Source organism: Clostridium sp. Marseille-Q2269, assembly GCF_943736985.1.
Classification (GTDB): Bacteria; Bacillota; Clostridia; order Clostridiales; family Clostridiaceae; genus Clostridium_F.
The window spans coordinates 15045-36512 of record NZ_CALSFS010000018.1 but is presented as its reverse complement, the minus strand read 5'-3'; the positions used below and the strand labels follow the sequence as shown (position 1 = coordinate 36512).

21 protein-coding genes and 2 pseudogenes are annotated in these 21468 nt (G+C 29.3%); 3 read left to right on the top strand and 20 right to left on the bottom strand.

Annotated features, from left to right (window positions below):
• Window positions 1-14 precede the first annotated feature (14 nt).
• On the bottom strand, window positions 15-1079 hold the full coding sequence (locus NGI68_RS15635) for a DEAD/DEAH box helicase (protein WP_251862372.1): 1065 nt from the start codon (window positions 1077-1079) through the stop codon (window positions 15-17).
• 248 nt (window positions 1080-1327) lie between these two features.
• Between NGI68_RS15635 and NGI68_RS15630 the strand changes: the two genes are divergently transcribed.
• Window positions 1328-2097, top strand: a protein-coding gene (locus NGI68_RS15630) for an IS5 family transposase (RefSeq protein WP_251862371.1) whose coding sequence is annotated in 2 segments (ribosomal slippage) — window positions 1328-1655 and window positions 1655-2097 — 771 coding nt in all. Because the reading frame shifts where the segments join, the coding sequence is not laid out codon by codon here.
• A gap of 212 nt (window positions 2098-2309) precedes the next feature.
• Here the strand turns inward: NGI68_RS15630 and NGI68_RS15625 are convergent.
• From NGI68_RS15625 to NGI68_RS15575, 11 genes and pseudogenes are all read right to left on the bottom strand, one after another.
• Entirely contained in the window at window positions 2310-3206 is an 897-nt protein-coding gene (locus NGI68_RS15625; RefSeq protein ID WP_251862370.1) for a DUF5655 domain-containing protein, read from the bottom strand.
• Between the two features lie 347 nt (window positions 3207-3553).
• Window positions 3554-3778: a DUF6718 family protein gene (locus tag NGI68_RS15620; RefSeq protein WP_251862369.1), complete on the bottom strand. Its 225-nt coding sequence runs from the start codon at window positions 3776-3778 to the stop codon at window positions 3554-3556.
• Between the two features lie 308 nt (window positions 3779-4086).
• The gene (locus tag NGI68_RS15615; protein WP_251862368.1) at window positions 4087-4389 is read right to left on the bottom strand and encodes a type II toxin-antitoxin system death-on-curing family toxin; all 303 of its coding nucleotides are present in this window, start codon (window positions 4387-4389) and stop codon (window positions 4087-4089) included.
• Window positions 4386-4628 carry a type II toxin-antitoxin system Phd/YefM family antitoxin gene (locus NGI68_RS15610; RefSeq protein ID WP_251862367.1) on the bottom strand — a complete coding sequence of 81 codons (243 nt, stop codon included), beginning with the start codon at window positions 4626-4628 and terminating at the stop codon, window positions 4386-4388. The genes NGI68_RS15615 and NGI68_RS15610 overlap by 4 nt, the downstream gene beginning before the upstream one ends.
• A 185-nt stretch (window positions 4629-4813) precedes the next feature.
• The gene (locus NGI68_RS15605) at window positions 4814-5023 is read right to left on the bottom strand and encodes a hypothetical protein (protein ID WP_251862366.1); all 210 of its coding nucleotides are present in this window, start codon (window positions 5021-5023) and stop codon (window positions 4814-4816) included.
• Between the two features lie 110 nt (window positions 5024-5133).
• Window positions 5134-6297 carry an HNH endonuclease domain-containing protein gene (locus tag NGI68_RS15600; RefSeq protein WP_251862365.1) on the bottom strand — a complete coding sequence of 388 codons (1164 nt, stop codon included), beginning with the start codon at window positions 6295-6297 and terminating at the stop codon, window positions 5134-5136.
• A gap of 490 nt (window positions 6298-6787) precedes the next feature.
• Window positions 6788-7747, bottom strand: a complete 960-nt coding sequence (locus NGI68_RS15595; protein ID WP_251862364.1) for a tetratricopeptide repeat protein — start codon at window positions 7745-7747, stop codon at window positions 6788-6790.
• 256 nt (window positions 7748-8003) lie between these two features.
• A pseudogene (locus NGI68_RS15590) lies at window positions 8004-8531 on the bottom strand (elongation factor G); the annotation flags it as partial.
• A complete protein-coding gene (locus NGI68_RS17160; RefSeq protein WP_353505413.1) occupies window positions 8519-8725 on the bottom strand; it encodes a GTP-binding protein in 207 nt (68 codons plus the stop codon). The gene NGI68_RS17160 and the pseudogene NGI68_RS15590, both read right to left, overlap by 13 nt.
• Before the next feature lie 432 nt (window positions 8726-9157).
• Window positions 9158-10513 carry a peptide MFS transporter gene (locus NGI68_RS15580; protein WP_251862363.1) on the bottom strand — a complete coding sequence of 452 codons (1356 nt, stop codon included), beginning with the start codon at window positions 10511-10513 and terminating at the stop codon, window positions 9158-9160.
• A 505-nt stretch (window positions 10514-11018) separates the two neighbouring features.
• Window positions 11019-12377, bottom strand: a complete 1359-nt coding sequence (locus NGI68_RS15575) for a peptide MFS transporter (RefSeq protein WP_251862362.1) — start codon at window positions 12375-12377, stop codon at window positions 11019-11021.
• A gap of 510 nt (window positions 12378-12887) precedes the next feature.
• On the opposite strand from NGI68_RS15575, the gene NGI68_RS15570 reads away from it, so the two are divergent.
• Together NGI68_RS15570 and pepI are read left to right on the top strand one after the other, a co-directional pair.
• On the top strand, window positions 12888-13976 hold the full coding sequence (locus tag NGI68_RS15570; protein ID WP_251862361.1) for a M24 family metallopeptidase: 1089 nt from the start codon (window positions 12888-12890) through the stop codon (window positions 13974-13976).
• Window positions 13977-14054: 78 nt separating this feature from the next.
• The gene (gene pepI / locus NGI68_RS15565) at window positions 14055-14936 is read left to right on the top strand and encodes a proline iminopeptidase (protein ID WP_251862360.1); all 882 of its coding nucleotides are present in this window, start codon (window positions 14055-14057) and stop codon (window positions 14934-14936) included.
• Between the two features lie 290 nt (window positions 14937-15226).
• On the opposite strand, the pseudogene NGI68_RS15560 reads toward pepI, so the two are convergent.
• The 8 genes and pseudogenes from NGI68_RS15560 to NGI68_RS15530 all read right to left on the bottom strand — a co-directional run bounded on the left by NGI68_RS15560 (window position 15227) and on the right by NGI68_RS15530 (window position 21465).
• Window positions 15227-16348: pseudogene (locus tag NGI68_RS15560) on the bottom strand (radical SAM protein).
• A gap of 308 nt (window positions 16349-16656) precedes the next feature.
• Complete coding sequence (locus NGI68_RS16990; RefSeq protein ID WP_286010126.1) at window positions 16657-16788, bottom strand: hypothetical protein; 132 nt, start codon at window positions 16786-16788, stop codon at window positions 16657-16659.
• 226 nt (window positions 16789-17014) lie between these two features.
• Window positions 17015-17458 (bottom strand): hypothetical protein, encoded by a 444-nt coding sequence (locus NGI68_RS15555; RefSeq protein WP_251862359.1) that lies wholly within the window; start codon window positions 17456-17458, stop codon window positions 17015-17017.
• A gap of 5 nt (window positions 17459-17463) precedes the next feature.
• Window positions 17464-17856: an SWIM zinc finger family protein gene (locus tag NGI68_RS15550; RefSeq protein WP_251862358.1), complete on the bottom strand. Its 393-nt coding sequence runs from the start codon at window positions 17854-17856 to the stop codon at window positions 17464-17466.
• A gap of 23 nt (window positions 17857-17879) precedes the next feature.
• Window positions 17880-18593: an IS1096 element passenger TnpR family protein gene (locus NGI68_RS15545; RefSeq protein WP_251862357.1), complete on the bottom strand. Its 714-nt coding sequence runs from the start codon at window positions 18591-18593 to the stop codon at window positions 17880-17882.
• 252 nt (window positions 18594-18845) lie between these two features.
• On the bottom strand, window positions 18846-19136 hold the full coding sequence (eutM, locus tag NGI68_RS15540; RefSeq protein ID WP_035134878.1) for an ethanolamine utilization microcompartment protein EutM: 291 nt from the start codon (window positions 19134-19136) through the stop codon (window positions 18846-18848).
• Window positions 19137-19207: 71 nt separating this feature from the next.
• Entirely contained in the window at window positions 19208-19858 is a 651-nt protein-coding gene (locus tag NGI68_RS15535) for a phosphate propanoyltransferase (RefSeq protein ID WP_251862356.1), read from the bottom strand.
• The gene (locus NGI68_RS15530) at window positions 19858-21465 is read right to left on the bottom strand and encodes an acetaldehyde dehydrogenase (acetylating) (protein ID WP_251862355.1); all 1608 of its coding nucleotides are present in this window, start codon (window positions 21463-21465) and stop codon (window positions 19858-19860) included. Before NGI68_RS15530 ends, NGI68_RS15535 begins: the two co-directional genes overlap by 1 nt.
• Window positions 21466-21468 lie beyond the last annotated feature (3 nt).

Sequence of the window (21468 nt, the reverse complement as noted above, 5' to 3'; positions counted from 1 at the left end):
TTAACTATTTACCACTAACCAAGTTCCTCCAAAGCTTCTTTAAAGTAATCTTTACTTCCCCATAATTTTTTATTTCCTACTATAATAACTTTGTTTTTAGATCTTGTTACTGCTACATTTAATATATTTGGTGAATTTGAAGCCCAATTTGCAGCTCCTTCATGATCTTCATCTACTCCTAAACAAATTATAACAATAGGAGTTTCTTTGCCTTGGAAGGTATGAACTGTTCCTATTGAATTTTTTATCCATTCCTCTAATAACTTGCTATCTATAAAATCTAATTCATCTTTAAGCTTTCTTATCCTTTTTTTAAGTCCGCTAACTACTGTAGTAAATGGCGAAATAACATATAAATCTGGAAGTTTATTTCCATCAATGCACTCTTTTATAATTTTATATATAACTTCCCCTTGCTCTTTTATATAATGAGATTTTCCTCCGATGCTAGTTCCTCTACAGTCAATCCATGTGCTGTTTTCAATAGGCAACTTTTTATCTTTTTTTATGGTTCCATATATCATTTTATTATCATAAGCTATTTTATTACTTATGCTAAACATAGGATTTTCACATCTTCTATGAACTCTCAAAGGACATCCTATCCATAATCCTTCACGATTTGTTCCATATTTATTTATTTTATCTGCCATACCTTGTACTGAAAGAGTTTTTGAAGCTATATCCTCTACATTCCATGCCTTCCCTATTACTTCTATTAAAGATAATGGAAGTGTAGATACTGGCTCTACTTGTAATGGATCTCCAACAACCACAACCCTTTTTGAACGCCAAATAGATCCAATTGCAGTTTGAGGAAGAGCTTGTCCCGCTTCATCTATGAGTAGCCATCCGATTTCTTCTTTTCCTAAATGTCTATACATCCTTTGTATGGATGCAAATGGGCTTGATATTACTGGGACTACTAAAAATAAACTGTTCCAAAATTCACTCATATATTTTAAATAATCCCCTTGTATCTCATTTCCTGATAAGTAATTCATAAATAGCCCTAAGTTATTTTTCATTGGCTCTTTTGCATTAAGTATAAATACTTTATCTAGTTGTAATGCTAACAAAAATAGTTTACACCTGTTATTATTTAATTCTTTATTAATCCATAGACAATCTATTTGCTGCTTATCTCTTGATTTTTTACAATACTCCTTAGGATATAAGTCTTCTAACTTCTTTGAGTATTTTTCTTTTACTTTATTTATTTTTTCTAATTTATCCTTATTTTTATTTAGGGTGTGTCTGAAAACTAACTAGTGCAAAAGACTTAAATTTTAGCTATAATAATATAAAAAACTATGAGGTTAAAACAATGACACAAAAACGCTACGAAATATCAGATGAACAATGGAATCAAATAAAAAACTTATTTCCCGTTGCAAAAACAGGAAGACCACCCAAAGATAATAGAATTATGTTCAATGCCATACTATGGATTGCAAGAAGCGGTGCTGCATGGCGTGATTTACCTGAACGCTTTGGGTCATGGAAAACAGTATATAGTCGTTTTTGTAAGTGGCGTGATGACGGTACTTTAGTAGTAATTTTTAAAGAGCTAACCTCAGAAGCAGATTATGAAAATTTAAGTATCGATTCAACATGCATTAAAGCCCACCAACATAGTGCAGGTGCTAAAAAGGGGCTGTAAACAACGAAACGAAACAACATATTGGATTAAGCCACGGAGGACATACGACAAAAATTCATGCAGTTGTGGATACCCTTGGCAATCCGGTATACTTCCAATTGTCATCTGGTAATTTACATGACAGTACACAAGCCATAGATATCCTTTCAAACATTGATATACAAAGTAGTAATATTTTAGCTGATAAAGCATATGGTACAAATGAAATTAGAGAATATATAACGTCACAGGGAGCCTCATATACTATTCCACCAAAATCTAATTCAAAGAATCCTTGGCCTTGTGATTGGTGGATATATAAGGAGCGTCATCTAGTTGAATGCTTTTTTAATAAAGTGAAGCATTTTAGAAGAATTGCTACTAGATATGATAAGCTTTCTTCTTCTTTTCTTGCATTTGTTTATATTTCTGCCATTTTTGTTTTATCTAAATAAGCTCTTGATATATTGTTTTCAGACACGCCCTAATAAATTTCTCAAAAAATTATAACTTTCAATAAAAATAATTGCACCAACTAAAATCAATGCAATTATATTATAATTCTAATTATTTGAAATTTCTATAAAATTATGCAAAATTAATGTTTCTCAACATTGCATTTAAAGAAATTCCTACAGCTAATTCAATTATCCCACATCTTGTATTATTAATTCATCTCATAAGCCCTATCAATATATTCCTTAGCTTTTTCAAAATCCTGAGTATCCTTTATTGTAACTTCTAAATCACCAGTTCCCCAATGACCAATTTCACTTACATCCCTTGTGAAACCATTTTCAAGAGTAATCTCTTGGGGATTCAATCTTAAATATAGCATTATGCTTTTCATCCTAACTTCTACACATACAATATTCTTTATCTTTTTAAATGCACTATACAATTTAAGCTTATTCTCCGTTACATCATCACCAAGTGCTAACATATAATTCCTAATGGAAGCATACAATTCTCTTAGTTTTTCACTTGTAGTTTCTAGTTGATCATCAAATGTCTTATCCGTACTTTGTTTTGATACTTTTTCTTCATTTACATTATTAATTGGTGTGGCTACATTTGAGTTAATTAAATCAAACATTAACAATTCTTCTCCAAATTTTTTATATCTGATAAGATCTATATTTCTATTAATTTGCTTTACAGCATATTCATCATATTTCGTAAAATCTCCTGCTATGCAAATAAGACGTGGCATGCTCCAATCTAATTTATCAGAGTATTCTTTTCCTAATGTTTTCATAACTAGAAGTTCAAAATCTGCTTTATGGTCTAACAGCCAATCTAAATAAAATAATCCCTGATTTATTACATTTTCATTGCTAGCTCTTTTATATTCAAAAATTACAGGACAATTATTTTCATCAATGCCTAAACTATCCATACGACCACCATTAGATGTTACATATTCACTTTTAAGAAAAGTAACTCCAAAAAATATAGGCATATTTTTTTCAACCAATGTCTGTAATTCTCGTTCTAGCGATGCCCATGTAGCTGGTAGTTCTTCTACTCCATTATGTATTTTAAACAGCTTAATATCTGACATATTATCCCTTCCATCTATAAAACTTTTTTAATCTCCTTAATTATATCATAACCATCTACTACCACAAGAAGCATAATCCATTTTGCTGTAGCCAAACAAATACGCAAATTAAATATCTTAACGCAAAATCCTCTATTCTGCGTATTTGTACAACCCCCTAGCCCAAAAATTCCCTCAAACCGTAGTCTGAGGGAACATAAAACACACTTCAATATTTAGTTAAAATCCTTCAAAGCCTTTGATATTAGCCTATCTGCGTACTATCTTCACCACAGTCTCCACATGCCCTGTATGCGGGAACATATTCCTCTTACAAAACAAATCTCTCCGTTTATTAGAATACCAACCTACATTTTTACTACCTTAGAAATATACTCTACTTCATCATTAATTACTGTATATGGAAAATACTCTTTAAAGCTTTCCAAATCATTAAGGGTTACTATTTGTACACCTTTTTCAAGTGTTGTTAATGTTAAGTATTTGGATAATGATTCCAAACTTTGGCCTTGTTCTAATTCTAATACCAAACTACCCTCTTTATCAAATTTCTTAGCTACTAGATAACACATTTTTCAACACCTTCTTCTTTTATAGTGATTACTATTATTATAATTGTATCTATTAGTACTATCAAAACTTTTTTTAATGTTGTTATCGCTAAAAGTGCACACCCCCACCTAATGAAAAATCTATAGATGCGTGCATATATTTCAATTGGATGTCATAAAGTTCTATTCTTACACTGCATTTTAATTGAAAAAACACAAAAAGTAGCTGAAATAAGTGACTTTCTATTGTATCAATATTATAGTTTATGTATGGTAGGGCGAGGGATTTTATACCTTAGTAAAAATATCTCCTGTTTCCTAACCCTGTATTAAGAAACATATATAATTTTTCCTACTAATTTAATTCCATTAATTTCTAAAAACACCATCATTGCCAGCATTCCTATTCTTTTGTTTCCATCTAAGAAAGGATGTTTCTTAATAATACTAAATCCTAATCTTGCTGCTTTAGCTTGAATAGATGGATATAGTTCTTCACCTGCAAATGACTGAAATGGAGAATTTAAAGCTGAATCTAATAATCCCTCATCTCTTATTCCATCTAATCCACCTGTCTTTTTAACCGCCATAGAATGCAAATACATCATTTGTTCCTTACTTAGGTGTTTCATTTAGCCAACTCCTCAAATGCTTTTAGATGTTTACTTAAAATATTATTTGCAGCTTCTTCTACTGTAGCATCATCTGCAATAGTATCTTGCTCTAATTTACTGTAATCTATTAAAACATATCTTGGTGCATTATTCTTCAATATAATTGCCGCACCATTTTCATCTACCATTCTTGCAACTCTAGAAAAATTTTGATTAGCCTCTGATATAGATACTAAATTATTAATATTTACTTGCATAAAAACACCTCCTCTATAGTTATATTATACACAATTCTAGGATAGATTAAACCTAATTTTTTTTAATATTATATTAAACTCCATAACTTAATTATGTCCAATTCTCACTCATGTTGTTGTTATCTATATGGAATTCATAACATTACATAGGTTCAAATCTATGGATGATCTATAATTCTATGACTTTAATCAATAAATAATGCATTTTTCCGTTCTAATACATTGTCTATGAACTGTTCTTCCTCATAAACACTTCTTCTAAACTCTCCTGCTGCAAAGGTTAAAAAATCTGATTCTCCTCCTATAATATTAAGATAATTTATTAATTTTTTAGCATCTTTCCTATTTGCTTTTCTAATTATTATTTTTTTATCTTTAACATTCATTTCTTTCATTAAATATAACTCCCCCATATCTTATTTAATTTTCAATAATAATATTTAAATAAAAAAGATTTTACTCCTAGCTTATAAGCTCTGTAAAAAATGATTTCTTAAACTAGTATCTAATATAACCTATCTAGCACCTCAAATCCTTGATTCTCTGCTATTTGATAAAGTGGTGCAATGCATTGCTTTAATTTTTTATAAAAATCCTCTTTAGGCTTGTACTTTAAATATTCTTGAAAACTCTCTATTTTTAACACATCTATATAGCTTTCTAAATCTTTATTTCTTCCCTTTTCTGAAATATATGTGACTACCTTATATTGAGCATCACAAAAATTATCAATATATCTATTATAATTAAGTAACTTATCACTTTTACAACTATTTATATTTTTAAATGTTGGTACAAGATTCCACATTTCATCATGGAGTACAAAACTCCAAGGAATAAAATGATCTATACTAAGACCTCCATGAATTGCATAGTTTTCTTCTATAAAATCTTTTCCTGTATAAATATCTTTAACTTTTTTTGAACTAATAACTTCTTTCCAAATATTTGTTGGAATAGCTAATTTCCTGCTTTTTGGCGGATCAAGCTTAAATGCTATAGCTGGCACATTTGGGTTTCTTTTTTGCAGAAAACATACAAGTTTATAATATATCCAAGATTTTATTATTTTATAATTTTGTATAAGATATTCAGCCCAAAGTTCACTTACTAAAATTTTATTTTTATCTTCTTTTATTATTTTATAAAAACAATTATTATTTTCTAAAGATAGTTCTTGAATTATTTTGTTCTTTTCTTGTTTATTCTTACCCTTAGTTTCTTCCGTAAAAAATGGTGATATTAATCTATAAGGAACCATATGAGTTAAATCTTTCATGATTTTTTTTAATTCTTTATCTTTTGTTTCACACAAAAAGTCTAATAACTTTTTTTCATCACAATTAGAGTCAAATCCATATTTTAATGCAACATAATTTATAGGCTTTTTTAAATTATCAGAAGCTCCAAAATTCAATCTATATTGAATTATAGGATACCAAGCTCCTACTATCATTCTTGCTACTATTTTATGAAATTCTATTTCTGTATTTCCTAATGTTACTTCATCTAATATTCCTAGAAGCCAGTACATTTTATAACTGGCTGACATTTTATCATCATCCATTAATCTAGAAAAAGTTCTTGAATCTACTTTATTACTTTGTGGTATATATTCTATTTGTTTAGTTAATAAATCACCGATTGAATTATTTACAATATTATTCATATGTTTTTTTGAATCACTTCTTTAGTAATTCTTTCTCCCATCTTTTCATGCTTATGATTTATATATATTTAAAATAACCTATTTTATATGCTACAAAAATAATTTTTTCTTTTGTCTTTAATTCCACAATTAACCTATATATCTATATTATCAATATATTTTACAGAATTCTACATAAAATTAATTATTCCTTCCTATTATTAAATTCTTATACATATACTATTAAATTATATAATTCTAAACTATATTTATGATTTAATAAAACCACATTTTTTATATACAAGAAAAGGTAATCTATCACTTGTAACATATATACAAAAAAGATTCTGTTATGTTACAAGATGTAGTTTACCTTTTGAAGATTTTAACCCGTACTCTTAATTATTTAATTGTTTTTTAATTTTTGTTAACAATTTCAAATATAGTTCATATAAAGCATATTGTTTTATAAAAAAATACTTAAAAATAATTATATTAAATAAGTGATAATTTACTTAGAAGGCTTTAATGGTATTCCAGTATTTTGTGTTATATCATCAGAAATAATAGCTACTCCTTCTACCTTTGTACCTGGTTGCACTTTAGGTTGAGTGGATGGATTGCTTGGATATTTTGTACCATTATATTTAAGCAATGCAAAAAAGCTTTCTACACCACCACCATAAACATTCATTATAATATCTTTATATCCGTTTGTTTTATTATTGCTTATGATAATAGGATTATTTACAAGAGTAAATTTTGTTAATAACTTATATTCTCCATTTTCATCCTTAAATATGGCAGCACTGCAACCTCCAGTACCACATACTATCGGTCCTACAAGATATGCAAATACTTCTTTAGTTCCATCTCCATTAAGATCTATTTTATTATAGTAATATCTTATATTGTCTTCATATTGTTCTAAACCAAATTCTTTTATTAATGCCCTTTCAAGTTTTACATCTCTTTCTTTTTCCGAACAAATATATTTTAAAGATGAGAAGTCTATTCCATTTTGATTAGAAATTGGGTTATACTGGCATATTTGTGATTTTAGCTTCATTAATTCTTCTCTAGATGGATATGGATCTTTAAATGATAGTGCTTTATTAATAGCTTCCAATGCTTCTTTATTGTTACCTGCCTTTAGATTAGCATCTGCTAAGTAATACCAATATACTGGTGAATCCATTTGTTTTAAAAGTATCTTATAATAATCTGCTACTTTTTTAAAATAATCTGGATACATATCTGCTACACGCCAAGTTCCAAAATAATATTTTAGTACAATAATATAATTTTCTCCTTGCCAATTATAGGCACCTACTAATTCTAATATACCGTCTCCGTCTAGATCTACCATTCCTACTGCTGGTGTTTTATATGATTTATCTAATATGATAATTTCTGCCATAGGTGGTAAAAACATTTTTATTATACCCATTAGATATGCACTATTCCACATACTATAACTCCTTTTTTCATTTTTGTTCTAGAATTAGTATATGTATGTATTTTTCAATATGTGTTTTCTATACACTACAGATTTTATCCACTAATTTATAGATTATATTATTAAAATTAGTTGAATTATTGGTTTGCAAAATAAAAAAGCCAGTAAATCTTAATTATATTTATTTTACTGACTTTTGTTTTTTATTTAATTAAGCTTTTATTATTTGATACTTATTTTACACAATGCATATATTGTTCTGCTTCATCCCATTTAACTTTTGTATATCTGATAAAACTCTTCCCATACAATCTAATGACACTTCTATTTTAAAAGAATAATAAGGTTCTAATAAAATATTTTTAGTTTTTTCTAATGCCTGTCTTAAAGCTCTAAAGGTAGCTTCTCTAAAATCCCCTCCACTGGTATGTTTATTATGAGTTCTTCCAGTTAAAAGAGTTATTTTTAGATCTGTTATGGGAGACCCTGTTAATATTTCATGATGGTCTCTTTCAAAAATATGAGTTTTTACTAGATTTTGATTTCCTATAGTTAAATCATCTGTATGGCAACAGGTTTCAAAGATAATACCACTATTTCTCTTACCTGGTTCCAATTTAAGATGAACTTCACAATAATGACGTAAAGGTTCAAAATGACCGTATCCTATAGATTCTTCTAAAATAGTTTCCTTATACAATATCTCACAGGGCCCAAAATCTATTGCTATACCAAATCTTTCTTCTACCAGTTTTTTTAAAACTTCTAATTGTATAATACCCATTATGTACAATCTTTATAATTAAATATTCCTTGCTGTGAGAATACTGTTATTCCTCTTTGTTTTTCAATTTCATGATTATCTAAAAAGGAATCCTTATGATCTACTCTTCTTCTTTTTCTTATGCTTTTTGTGTGATATAATACTTGTTCTGGAAACGTAGTTTTACCTGCATCTACATGGGCTAATATTCCTATTGTCTTATTCATAATTTATCTCATTCTATTTTTAATAATATATGTAATAAATTTTAATAATCACTTTAAATAACTTTTTATTTAAAATACTCTTGCCTTAAATATTCTACTAAAGGCTTCATTATTATAGTAGATTTTTATTAAAGTTCATATAATACTAATATACTACCATATTGGGAAATTTCCTATATATAAATTTAGACCTTATAGTAATATTTTTTTATAAAAATATTTTTACCATTGGTATAACATATTACAAAGTGGTCATTTTAGTATAAAAAAAGAAGCCCTTATAAATAATGGCTTCTTTTTTTAATATCTAATTATTAATATTTTTATGAATTTATTTTAGAATAACAATTTATTATTAATGATTTTACAACAGATAATTCCCCTATACTATAAATACTTTTGTATAAAAATATCTATACATTCAGTAAAATTTTAATTTAAACTTACACCATCATCTGAAACAGTTTTTTCTTCTATAACTAAGCTGTTTAATTTTCCATCTAATGACCAAAGAATTATACCACATACAATGGCAATGGCTGCAATTGTGAAGTACACAGGTGCAAATTTAAATTTTAATGTAAATTCATATATCCATCCGTAAGCTTTTGCTGCAACAAAACTTGAAAATACCCAAACGCTCATCATAATTGTTAACAATTTAGCAGGAGAAAATTTACTTACAAACGAATTTCCTAGTGGTGAGAACACCATTTCTCCAAGAGATAATACTACACCAAATACAACAAGCCATCCAAGTGATATAAGTTGTCCTCCTCTTGTAACATCTGCCATTGCAAATATTATATAAGATAAGCCAAGAAGTAACATACCTAAAGCAGTTTTCTTAAACATGCTCATATCTCCTTGAGGTCTCTTATCTAATCTTGTCCAAACTTTACCAAGGATTGGTCCTAATGTTATACAGCATATAGCATTTAAAGAGTCAAACCAAGCTGTAGGAACCTTAAAGCTACCTATCATCCAATTGGCAGCTGCATTGTCTCCACCCCAATAAAAATATACAGGCATGTATGCTAAGAACCAGAATATCCAAAATACTATAGAAAATAAAGATATTAAAACAATAGCTGCAACTCTTTTCTTTTCTATTCCTGTAATAGGCTTCTTTTCTTCTTGTTGTTTTTCTGCTTTTACTTCTTTATGTTCATCAACCTTAAATGGCTTTTTACCAGCTTCTCCTAAGAATCTCCATCCAAAGATAAACCAAGCAGCATCAAGGAACATCATTATTGCACAGATTAAAAAACAGAAAGAGTATCCCATGCTTCCTGCAAGCACCCCTAGAATTGTTGTTCCTATGAAAGAACCAATATTAACAAAAGAATACTGAATAGAAAATGCATTATCTAAATCTTTTTGATTATCAAAAAGTCTACCTGTAATAGCACTGTTTTGTGATTTAAATAGTCCTGTACCAATGGAAACCAATGTAATCATTACATTGATCATTCCAGCACTATTAGCCTTCCAGCCTACTAAATAACCTAATCCCATTAAAACCATTCCAATTGGAATAAGGTATCTAGCACCTACTTTACGGTCAGATATATATGAACCAGCTATTGGTGCAAGATAAGTAAATGCAACTAAATTTGCAGACATTTTTGCAGCATCTGCGGCTGTAAGTCCAAGTCCTCCAGCAGCTATTTTTGTAGCTACAAATACTGTGATTAGCCATTTTGCTGAGTAAAATGCAAATCTTTCAAATGAGAAAGCAATTGAGCATATATAAAACCCAAATGGCATTTTCTTTTTTTGTTCCATTTTTATTCCCCCTTTATAAAAATTAATATTGCATTTGTATTTGAAAAACCATGTGACATCTTATCTTTCATGTACAATTCACAGGGCCTTAAATACCTTATGGTAATATTCATTAGAAATAGGCATTGTAATGGCAGTAGTTATTATTAAAATATTCATTTAATAATGTTACTAATTATTAAAGCATAACCCCAATTCCACTCCATTTTTACCATATTTCTAAAAAATATATTATATAATCCATCTATAACATATAATAACACAAATTTTCTGCTAATAAAAGAAAATTTTCAATAATTTCACATAAATGCAAAATCAATATTTAAATTATTCTTATTTTCTATTTTTTAATATATATACCATCATGCTTAGGCTATATTAAAACACCTTATAGTCTAGAGTTTTTAAAGCACAAAAAGAAGCCATTGAAAACAATGACTTCTTTCTTATATTACATTATTAATTCATTATAAACTTAAATAGATATAATAATTTACTATTAATTTTAAACAGCATCTTCTAATGTATCTTCCTCTTTTACAACTAAACTGCTCAAATTTTTGTCTAATAACCAAAGAATAATTCCTGCTCCAATAGCAATAGCTGCAATTACAAAGTATACAGTGGCGAATTTGAATTTTAATGTGAATTCATATACCCATCCATAGGATTTTCCTGCAAAGAAAACTGCAAGTATCCAAACACTCATCATAGCTGTCAATAATCTAGCTGGAGCAAATTTAGCTATAAATGAATTTCCAAGTGGTGAGAATACCATTTCTCCTAAAGATAATACAATACCAAATGCAATGATCCAAACAAGTGATGCAAGATTCCCACCTCTTGTAACATCTGCCATTGCAAATATAACATAAGATAAGCCTAATAATATCATACCTAAAGCAGTCTTCTTAAACATACTCATATCACCTTGAGGTCTATTAGCTAATTTTGTCCATAATTTACCAAGTACTGGTCCTAATGCTATACAGCAGAATGCATTTAATGAATCAAACCAAGCTGTTGGAACTGTAAAACCACCAATAACCCAGTTAGCCGCTGCATTGTCTCCACCCCAGTAGAAATATACTGGCATATATGCTAAGTACCACAATACCCAAAAGATTACAGAAAAGCAAGATACCAAAACAATAGCTGCAATTCTTTTCTTTTCTATTGTTGTAAGAGGTTTCTTTTCCTCTTTAGTTGCTTTAATTTCTTTTGTACCTTTTACTTCTTTGTGTTCGTCAATTTTAAATGGTCTTTTACCTGTTTCCCCTAGGAATCTCCATCCAAAGACAAACCAAGCTGCATCAATAAACATCATGATTCCACAAACTAGGAAACAAAAAGCATAACCTTTTATTCCTACAAGTGCTCCTATAATTGTTGTACCTACAAAAGATCCAATATTAACAAAGGAGTATTGAGTAGAAAATGCACTATCTAATTGGCTTGGGTCATCAAAAAGTCTACCTGTAATAGCATTTGTCTGAGGTTTAAATAAGCCTGTACCTATAGAAACCAATACGATCATTAAGTTAACCATACCGGCACTTGAAGCCTGCCATCCTACTAAATAACCTGCTCCCATTAAAATCATTCCAATAGGAATAAGATATCTAGCACCTACAAATCGGTCAGATATAGTTGAGCCAATCAATGGTGCAAGATAAGTAAATGCAACTAAATTTGCAGACATTTTTGCTGCATCTGCAGCTGTAAGTCCAAGACCCCCATCTGCTATTTTAGCAACTACAAATACTGCTATTAACCATTTTGCTGAGTAAAATGCAAATCTTTCTAAGGTGAAAGCAAATGAGCATATATAGAACCCAAATGGCCTTCTAGTTGTGTTTTCCATTTTTTATTCCCCCTATAAAAGAAATTAGTATTACGTGTGTATTTGAAAAATCATCTTCCATGTTCTTTTTAAGATGAAAGAAAATGATTTTAAATACCATATGGTATTGTTTTCTGCTTATTTTGTAAGCAAAGAAAATTTTAAGTTAATAAAATCTTAAATTATATTAAATATAAAATATATATATAGTTTTTTAGTATTACTATATATTTTTTCATTATATCGATATTTATAATTTAAGTAAATTTATGCTGTTAAGCCCTATATTTTCTAGCTTAAAGCATCATCTTATTATGATATTTATTATTATTTTATTACACTTATATTAAAAAAATATCATTTTTCATCATTATATCATATAATAATACAAAAATCTCTATTATTTTTAAATAAAATTGAAAATTTTTAAAAGTCAAAAAAATTCTTTTGAATGCCAATATGTACATTGACATTTTAGGACAAGCATATTATGATATTAGTGTTTAATGACTATTATAGGAGGGATTAGCTATGGACATAAACAAATTAAACAGAGTACTAGAATCAATGAAAGAACATGATATTCCACAAATGATTATCTCTGATCCAACAGCCATTTTTTATTTAACAGGAAAATGGATTCTTCCAGGAGAAAGATTGTTAGCATTATACTTAAACGTTAATGGAAATCACAAAATCATTATTAATGAATTGTTCCCTCAAGAAGAAGATCTTGGTGTAGAAATCGTATGGTATAACGATATTGAAGATGGAGTTGAAATTTTATCCAAATTTGTAGAAAAAAATAAAGTTATAGGTATTGATAAAGTATGGCCATCTAAATTCTTATTAAGACTACAAGAACTTGGGGCAGGAAGCAAATTTGTAAACGGTTCCTTGATTGTTGATTATGTAAGAATGGTTAAAGATGAAGAAGAAATAGCTATTTTAAAAGAATCTTCAAGATTAAATGATCTTGTAATGGATGAATTGATTCCATGGGTAGCAAAAGGTTTAACTGAAAAAGAATTAAATACTAAAGTTCGAGAAATCTATAAAAAACATGGTATTAATGAAGTATCTTTTGATCCAATCACTGCATATGCTAAAGGGGCAGCAGATCCACACCATGTAACTGATGATTCAAAAGGGAAACATGGAGATTGCGTTGTACTTGATATAGGTGGATTCTATAAAAACTATGCATCTGATATGACAAGAACTGTATTTATCGGTGAGGTTTCTGAAAGACAAAAAGAAATATATAACATAGTTTTAGAGGCAAATTTAAGAGGTATTGCTGCTGCAAAACCTGGAAACAGAATGTGTGATGTAGATTTAGCTGCAAGAAACTATATTGAAGAAAAAGGATATGGAAAATATTTCACACATAGAACTGGACATTCTTGTGGTCTAGAAGATCATGAATTTGGTGATGTTTCTTCTGTAAATGAAGATATAATCAAACCAGGACAATGTTTCTCTGTTGAACCTGGAATATATCTTCCTGAAGAAGGAATAGGTATTCGTATAGAAGATCTTGTTATTACAACTGAAGATGGTTGCGAAGTATTAAACAAATATACAAAGGACATAATTGTTGTTTCTGAATCTAAATAATAATAAAATTGGTTATGAATTTCCATGAAAGTCATAACCAATTAATCTATTTATAAAACAAAGATAAGGAGATTGATTATGAAAATTACTGAAGGTTATATGCCATATCTAGAATATAAAACTTATTATCGTATAGTTGGTGAATGTACAGGAAATAAAAAACCATTAGTGTTATTACATGGTGGACCAGGATCTACACATAACTACTTTGAAGTGCTTGACAAAATTGCAGAAGATGGACGTGCAGTTATTATGTATGATCAATTAGGATGTGGACTATCTCAAACACCTTCTCGTCCTGATTTATGGAATGCAGATACATGGATTGAAGAATTAATTCAATTACGTAAACATTTAAACTTAAATGAAATTCACCTATTAGGTCAATCTTGGGGAGGAATGCAAGCAATTGAATATGCTTGTAAGTACAAACCTGAAGGAATAAAAAGCTATATTTTATCAAGTACCTTACCATCTGCTACATTATGGGAAAAGGAACAACGTAGAAGAGTTTCATATCTTCCTAAAGAAATGCAAGATGCTATTGCAAAGGCAGAAGAAACTGGAGATTATTCTTCAGAAGAATATAAAAAAGCAGAAGCAGAATTCATGCTTCGTCACTGCGCAGGAGAAGTTACTAAGGATTCTCCTGAATGCTTAAGACGTTCAAAAGTGGCTGGAACAGAAGCTTATGTAACTGCATGGGGTCAAAATGAATTTAGCCCATCTGGTACATTAAAAAACTTTGATTTTATGAAAGAAATTGAAGATATTAAAGAACCTTGTTTAATTATAAGTGGTTTACTTGATCTTTGCTCACCGCTTGTTGCAAAAACAATGTATGATAAAATCCCTAATTCAGAATGGGAATTATTCGAATTTAGCCGCCATATGCCATTTGTAGAAGAAAATGAAAAGTATATAGAAGTGCTTAATAAATGGTTAAATAAAAACGACTGATATATAGAATAACAACCATAAACCTTACTTTTTTATAAACTTTTATGGATTTTATTCAAAGGGCTGTGGCATTAAAGAATTTAATCACAATGTATTGTTTTACAGTTTAAATTTAACACAATATATTGTAGAATTTATTCTTAGTGCCACAGCTCCTATTATTTTCAATCAAGCTAAATTAATAACTAACACATAAAATTTCTTATACCTAAATATTAAATTAAGCACAATACTATAATTTTACTTTTAACACCAAATAAAAAGACTGGTTATTAATAACCTTTATTTATCTAAAAAATCAAATTTCCCGCCTTATAGCCTTCAGGCAATTCTTCTTCACTTAAAAATTTAAAATTGTCATCACGTAGTATTGGTAAAAATGATTCATATGGAATCCTAGGAAATTCACAGCCATAATTACTTGCTCCAAACCACTTACCTTCTTTACTACTCAAATTCAAATCCCTAGCAAATTTTGTATGGTTTGAGCAATCATGAACTACTAGATCCCAATTTTCTTCATCAGCTATTTTCATGAATTTTAAAGTTAATTCTCTGCTCCAAATTGGAGATATGTAGCCATGTCTGGAAATATACATATTTTCCCCATAATAATTATCTATGTTATTTTCATTTAAATGCAGTTCTGCACAATTTATAAAATCAAGGTTTGTCCCTAAGATTGCTTGCTTTTTCTTAAAAAAGGCTTCAAAAAACTCTGGAGTCATTGGAGTTTCAATACCTACATTTTTAATATATTTTTGCTATTTTAATATTTTCAATAACTTTGTCTGAACAATTAGATGCCCCCAAATTGAAACGTATCTCATCAAGACCAGATTCACCTAATGCTTTCAATGTCTCTGACCTAGCTAAAGTACCATTTGTATATAGATGTTGATAAACTTAGCATCACTAAATTTCTTTATAACTGAATAATATTTTTCAATTTCCATAAATGGCTCTAAATAAACGTAGGAAACCCCAGTAGGTTTCTTATGGATAGAAAGAAGTAAGTCAATATCCTTTTCATAAAATTTTGTACCTCCGATTTCCCACATACCTTCGCCAATAGGAAACATATCATCTAATTCTCCATAATTATAACAAAACTTACACTCTGCATTACATTTATTCGTTTTTCTAATTGCACTCAAACCAGTTCCCAACAGACAAGAACGACATCCTTTTGGGAATTTCCTTTCATTTCCTACAAAAAGAGTTCTATTTTCTAAGGTTTTTAAATTTTTAATTTCTGACATCAACATATCATTTCTATGATCAATTGCTGCCTCAATTTGTGCAAAGGTAGCATAAATGATTTCTTGTTGTTTTGGCATAACTTCTTCTTCTTCTGGCAACATGGCAAAAAATTCAAACCATATCAACGCATCTTTCTTCGAAATTTTCATAATGTATCCTCCTCTAATTACAATCTTAATCTTCTTGTTGTATTTTTTTACATATTCTTTTTCTAAAGACGAACTCACTCCACATGTTACCTTTTGGGATATATTGCCCAGAACATTTTGCTCTATTTATATGTTTCCACACAGGAAAGCCCTGGAATATGTGTACATACACCCAAGGGCCCCAAATCATTGATATTACTAACAACCTAAAACTTGATATTGTTAATAAATTTGAATCTATTATGTATAATAAAATAGTTTGCCATCACCTATAAAAAATCAATAGCAAATACATGATTTTTATACTTTTAAATTATGTGCATCCTTGATATTACTTGCTTAGTTTCACTACAGTTTCCACATGTGTCTGAACAAACTTTTCCGGCATTTTTGTCCACGTATAATTCTACCACATCTTCACCTTTTAGTGAATCACTCATATTAGAATTAAATATGAAAGTTATTATACCCTGAAATTCTTTCATTTTAATATACTAATTTAGAAATCAATAATACTAAAAAAGATAATTCCTACTTAATATAGAAATCATCTTTTAATTTAATAATGCATTATACAATTTTATTTATTATTTAATAGTATCTTTAACTATGTTTATTTATATACAGGTGTGCAGTAGTGTTTATATTTTGGATTTTTTGCTACTGTTAATCCAAAAAAGCATTCTTTTCTATGGTTTCTGGATTTTTTCTTACAAACTCCATTATCTCATCTAAGTCATTTTCCTCTTCTATAACCTTAAGGTAAATATTTCTTTGCTGCCATTCCCTAAAGTTTTTTAGTTCTTGTTTTAATTTGTTATAAAATACTTCTTTACCTTCTGTGGTTAATTTTTTTAATTCTCTATAATACAGAAAATTTCCATGCAACAAAAGTTCCTTTGCTAATTTTTGCTGTTCTTCCTTCATTGAAAGTTCTTTATAAGCTGTATATCTTATTTCTTTCCATTTAGTTACTAATCCACCTATATCACCGTTAGAATCATCTGCATATTGAAATGCTTCAATAGCCTCATTAAGAAGTAATAATGCAATATCTATGGCTAATATTATGTTATCTGTGTCAGTAGCCTTTTCTAATAGAATTTCCATCTCCTCTACAAAATAATAAGGTTTTCTTTGGAAAGATCACTTAACACTTCTCTTATATCCGGTAGAATTACTACTTCTTTTATTACACTTTTTTCATTATCCTTACTATTTAAAATCTCAAATAATTTGAAATAAGCTGCAACTTCATGCTTATATATAGGTCCAAAATCATAAGGGCAATCACAGCTAGAATATAGTATTTCTCCCTTTTCATCTATCTTTACTGTAACCTGATAGTCTTCACTTCCTTGAACTTCAAAAACGTATTCATTATCTCCATGATTATATATGTCCATTATATTTCCATCAATATAGTAAAAATATCCTCTATCTAAAATTATGTTATTTATATGCCTTTGAAAATCATTTATATTCATGTACATCTCTTTAAAATTCATCTTTAAAATGTAACTAATTTTAATTATATCCTTTTATTTATCAAAGGAACATATGGGGTTTCATCTGATTTTTCCCCATAATATCCACATACACCATCTCTAGGAGAATTCCAGTAATCTATCTTATCAATCATTTCACTATCTTCTCTATTACTCTTATTGTAACATTCTTCACATAAGAATTCATCATATTCACCGTCATAATATGATGCCTTATTATCACAGTTACAACATTTTATTTCAGGTTCGTTGTTTCTAGCCATTATTTCTATTTGTTTTTCTGTTTTTAAACTAGACAGCTCCCCCTCAACTTTTATAGTTAAATAAGTAGTGGAACCAAAATCATATTCATAATTTATTTTATCATTTACTGTAACCACATCTTTAAGCTTTACATTCATGTCTTTTGCTTCTGATCCAAAAATAGAATCTATTTCACTTTCATATGTATTATTATTTATTTTAAAACTACTTAAATGTCCACAACATTCTACCCATACATCTCTTAAAAATTTATCTAAATCCTTTAATGTAGCAGTTTTATTTATAGCTATATATAACCAGTATATACTTGGATTATATTTAGAAGCTATATTCAATATAAATTTATCCTTTTTAACTTTAGAAGATTTTATATTTTCCCCCATATATTCTCTCATATCTGAACAACTTTTTATATGTCTTAAAACACCTGATTTACTAAATTCTTTATTACAAAAATAACATTTTCCTTTCAAACAAAACATCCTTTCTATATTTATTTTCTGTATATTATTTTAGCCTTAATTAAATAATAATACTCCTTATATGTGATATATTTTAATCTATTATTCTATTTTTATTTTATACATAATTATATTACCATAGAATAACCTTGTATAAGTAACATTATTATTTTGATCTAAGATCTCAAATTTAGCATACTGCTCATTTGATTTAAATAAAAACGCCGCTAAATTATCTTTAGCGACGTTTTCTTATTTTAAATATTATTTTGCAGCTTCTTTAGAAGATGGAAGTATTACTTCAACTTCAGAATGTGGACGTGGGATAACATGTACTGATACTAATTCTCCAACACGTTGTGCAGCAGCAGCTCCAGCATCTGTAGCAGCTTTAACAGCTCCAACATCACCTCTAACCATAACAGTTACAAGTCCGCCTCCAACATATTCTTTACCTATTAAATATACATTTGCAGCCTTAACCATAGCATCTGCTGCCTCTATTGATCCTACTAATCCTTTAGTTTCTATCATTCCTAATGCATCATATTTCATTTTAAAATCCTCCTAAATATTTTTATTTATATTTAAATTTTTATTTATAAACATTTATTTTTTATTAATTTTTATTTTACTATTGTTATTTTTGATTTTGAGTTAATACCCATTGCGTTAGCTTCTTCAATATCAAGATGACATTCAAGGCATGAAGCATCATTAGCTCTAATAGCTACATTATTATATACTCCACCTCTTAAATTATCAAATTTTATTGATACTATTTCTCCATCATGTACTCCTAAATTTTTAGCATCTTCAGGTGTCATGTGAATATGTCTTTGTGCAACTATTAAACCTTCTTCTAGTTGAAGTGAACCTTTTGGTCCAACAACTGTAATTGAAGATGTTTGACTCAAATCACCAGATAATTTTACATGTGGTACTGCTCCAAGTTTTATGCAGTCTCCTATTAATACTTCTACTTGAGTCTTGCTTCTTACAGGTCCTAAGATTCTAACTTTTTCAATTGCACCTTTTGCTCCACAAATTGTTACAACTTCTTTGCAAGCATATTGTCCAGGTTGAGATAAGTCTTTAATCTTAGTTAACTTATAATCTTTACCAAAAAGGATTTCTAAATCCTGTTGTGAAAGATGTATATGTCTATTAGAAATTCCTACTGGAACCTCAGATGAATTTTTATCACATGTTTTTTTTGAATCACTGCTTTTAACAGCTTCTAATAAAAGCTTTAATACTTCTTCGCAATTATCCATTAGTTTGCCCCCTTCATAGCGGCAACTATTTGGTTAACTAAATCTAAAAGTTCTTCATTTTTTGTGCTTTCACTAGAGCATTCAGTTGAACTATTAGTATTGCTAGAACAATCACTAGCAGTAGCTTTATTTAAAACTTCTGCTGCTGCAGCAATTTGAGCTGGGCTCATATTCATAAATTGATTTTGAGCTCCTCCATGACAATTTTCAGCAGTTTTTATACAATTGAAAGTTGGATCATTAGATGCTAATGTTGCGCAGTCTTTTATACCATAAGCAACTCTTTTGATGTTAATTAGGTGTTCTGGAGTAACATTTTCAGATACTGAACTTCCACCCCATGTACCACAACCTAGAGTAAATGAAGGATTAAGACCTGTGCTTGCACCTGTTCCACCTTGAGTTCCACCAGTGTTAACAAGGATACGAGAAGCTGGTTTTCTAGCAAACTTAAGAACCATCTCTCTATCTTCGGTATGAAGACTCATTGTGTGACCAATTCCATTTTGAAGTAATGCAATACTTAATTCACATGCTTCATTCCAATTTTTTACTGTATAGAATGCAAGAACTGTTGTAAGTTTTTCATATGACAATGGATTGCCTTCTCCTACTCCATTTTGCTTTCCTATAAGTACTTTTGTTCCTGCTGGAACTGTGAATCCTGCAGCACTTGCAATAACTTGTGGATTTCTTCCAACAAATTTAGCATTCATAGCGTGTCCATTTTTGAATAACAACTTGCAAACTTTATCAGTTTCTTCTGTTGTCATAAAATATCCACCTTGTTTTTTCAACTCTTCAACAACTAAATCATGGTTGCATTCTTCACAAATTATTGATTGTTCTGAAGCGCAAATTGTACCATTATCAAATGTTTTACTTGCAATAATATTTCTAACGGCTTTAGAAACATTTGCAGTTCTTTCAATATATGCTGGAGAGTTTCCTGCACCAACACCAATAGCTGGTTTTCCTGAGCTATAAGCAGCTTTAACCATTCCTGGACCACCTGTAGCTATGATTATAGCAACCTCTTTGCTCTTCATTAATTCATTTGTAGCTCCAATTGTTGGTATAGTTACAGAGCTTATAATATTTTCTGGTGCACCAGCTTCAATAGCTGCATCTCTCATTAATTCAACTGCTTTAATTGTACATTTTGCAGCAGCTGGATGTGGTGCAAAAACTATAGCATTACGAGATTTAATTGAAATCATAGATTTAAATATTGCAGTAGAGGTTGGATTTGTTGAAGGTACTATACCCATAACTAGACCAACTGGTTCAGCAAGTTCTATAAGTTTCTTTTCTGTATCTTCTTTAATTATACCTATAGTTTTCATATCTTTTATTGAATCATATAATACTGTAGCTGCTAAATGGTTTTTGAAAGTTTTATCTTCAGCTATACCAAAACCTGTTTCTTCAACTGCCATTTGTGCTAAACAAGCAGCATGTTCTTCTGCAACTCTAACCATATTACGTAAAATTTTATCAATTTGCTCTTCAGTGTAGTCAGCAATTTTATCGGCTGCTACTTTTCCAAGTCTAGCAAGATCTCTTGCTTGTTGTATTGAACGCAAATCCTTATCAAAGTTTTCCATTAT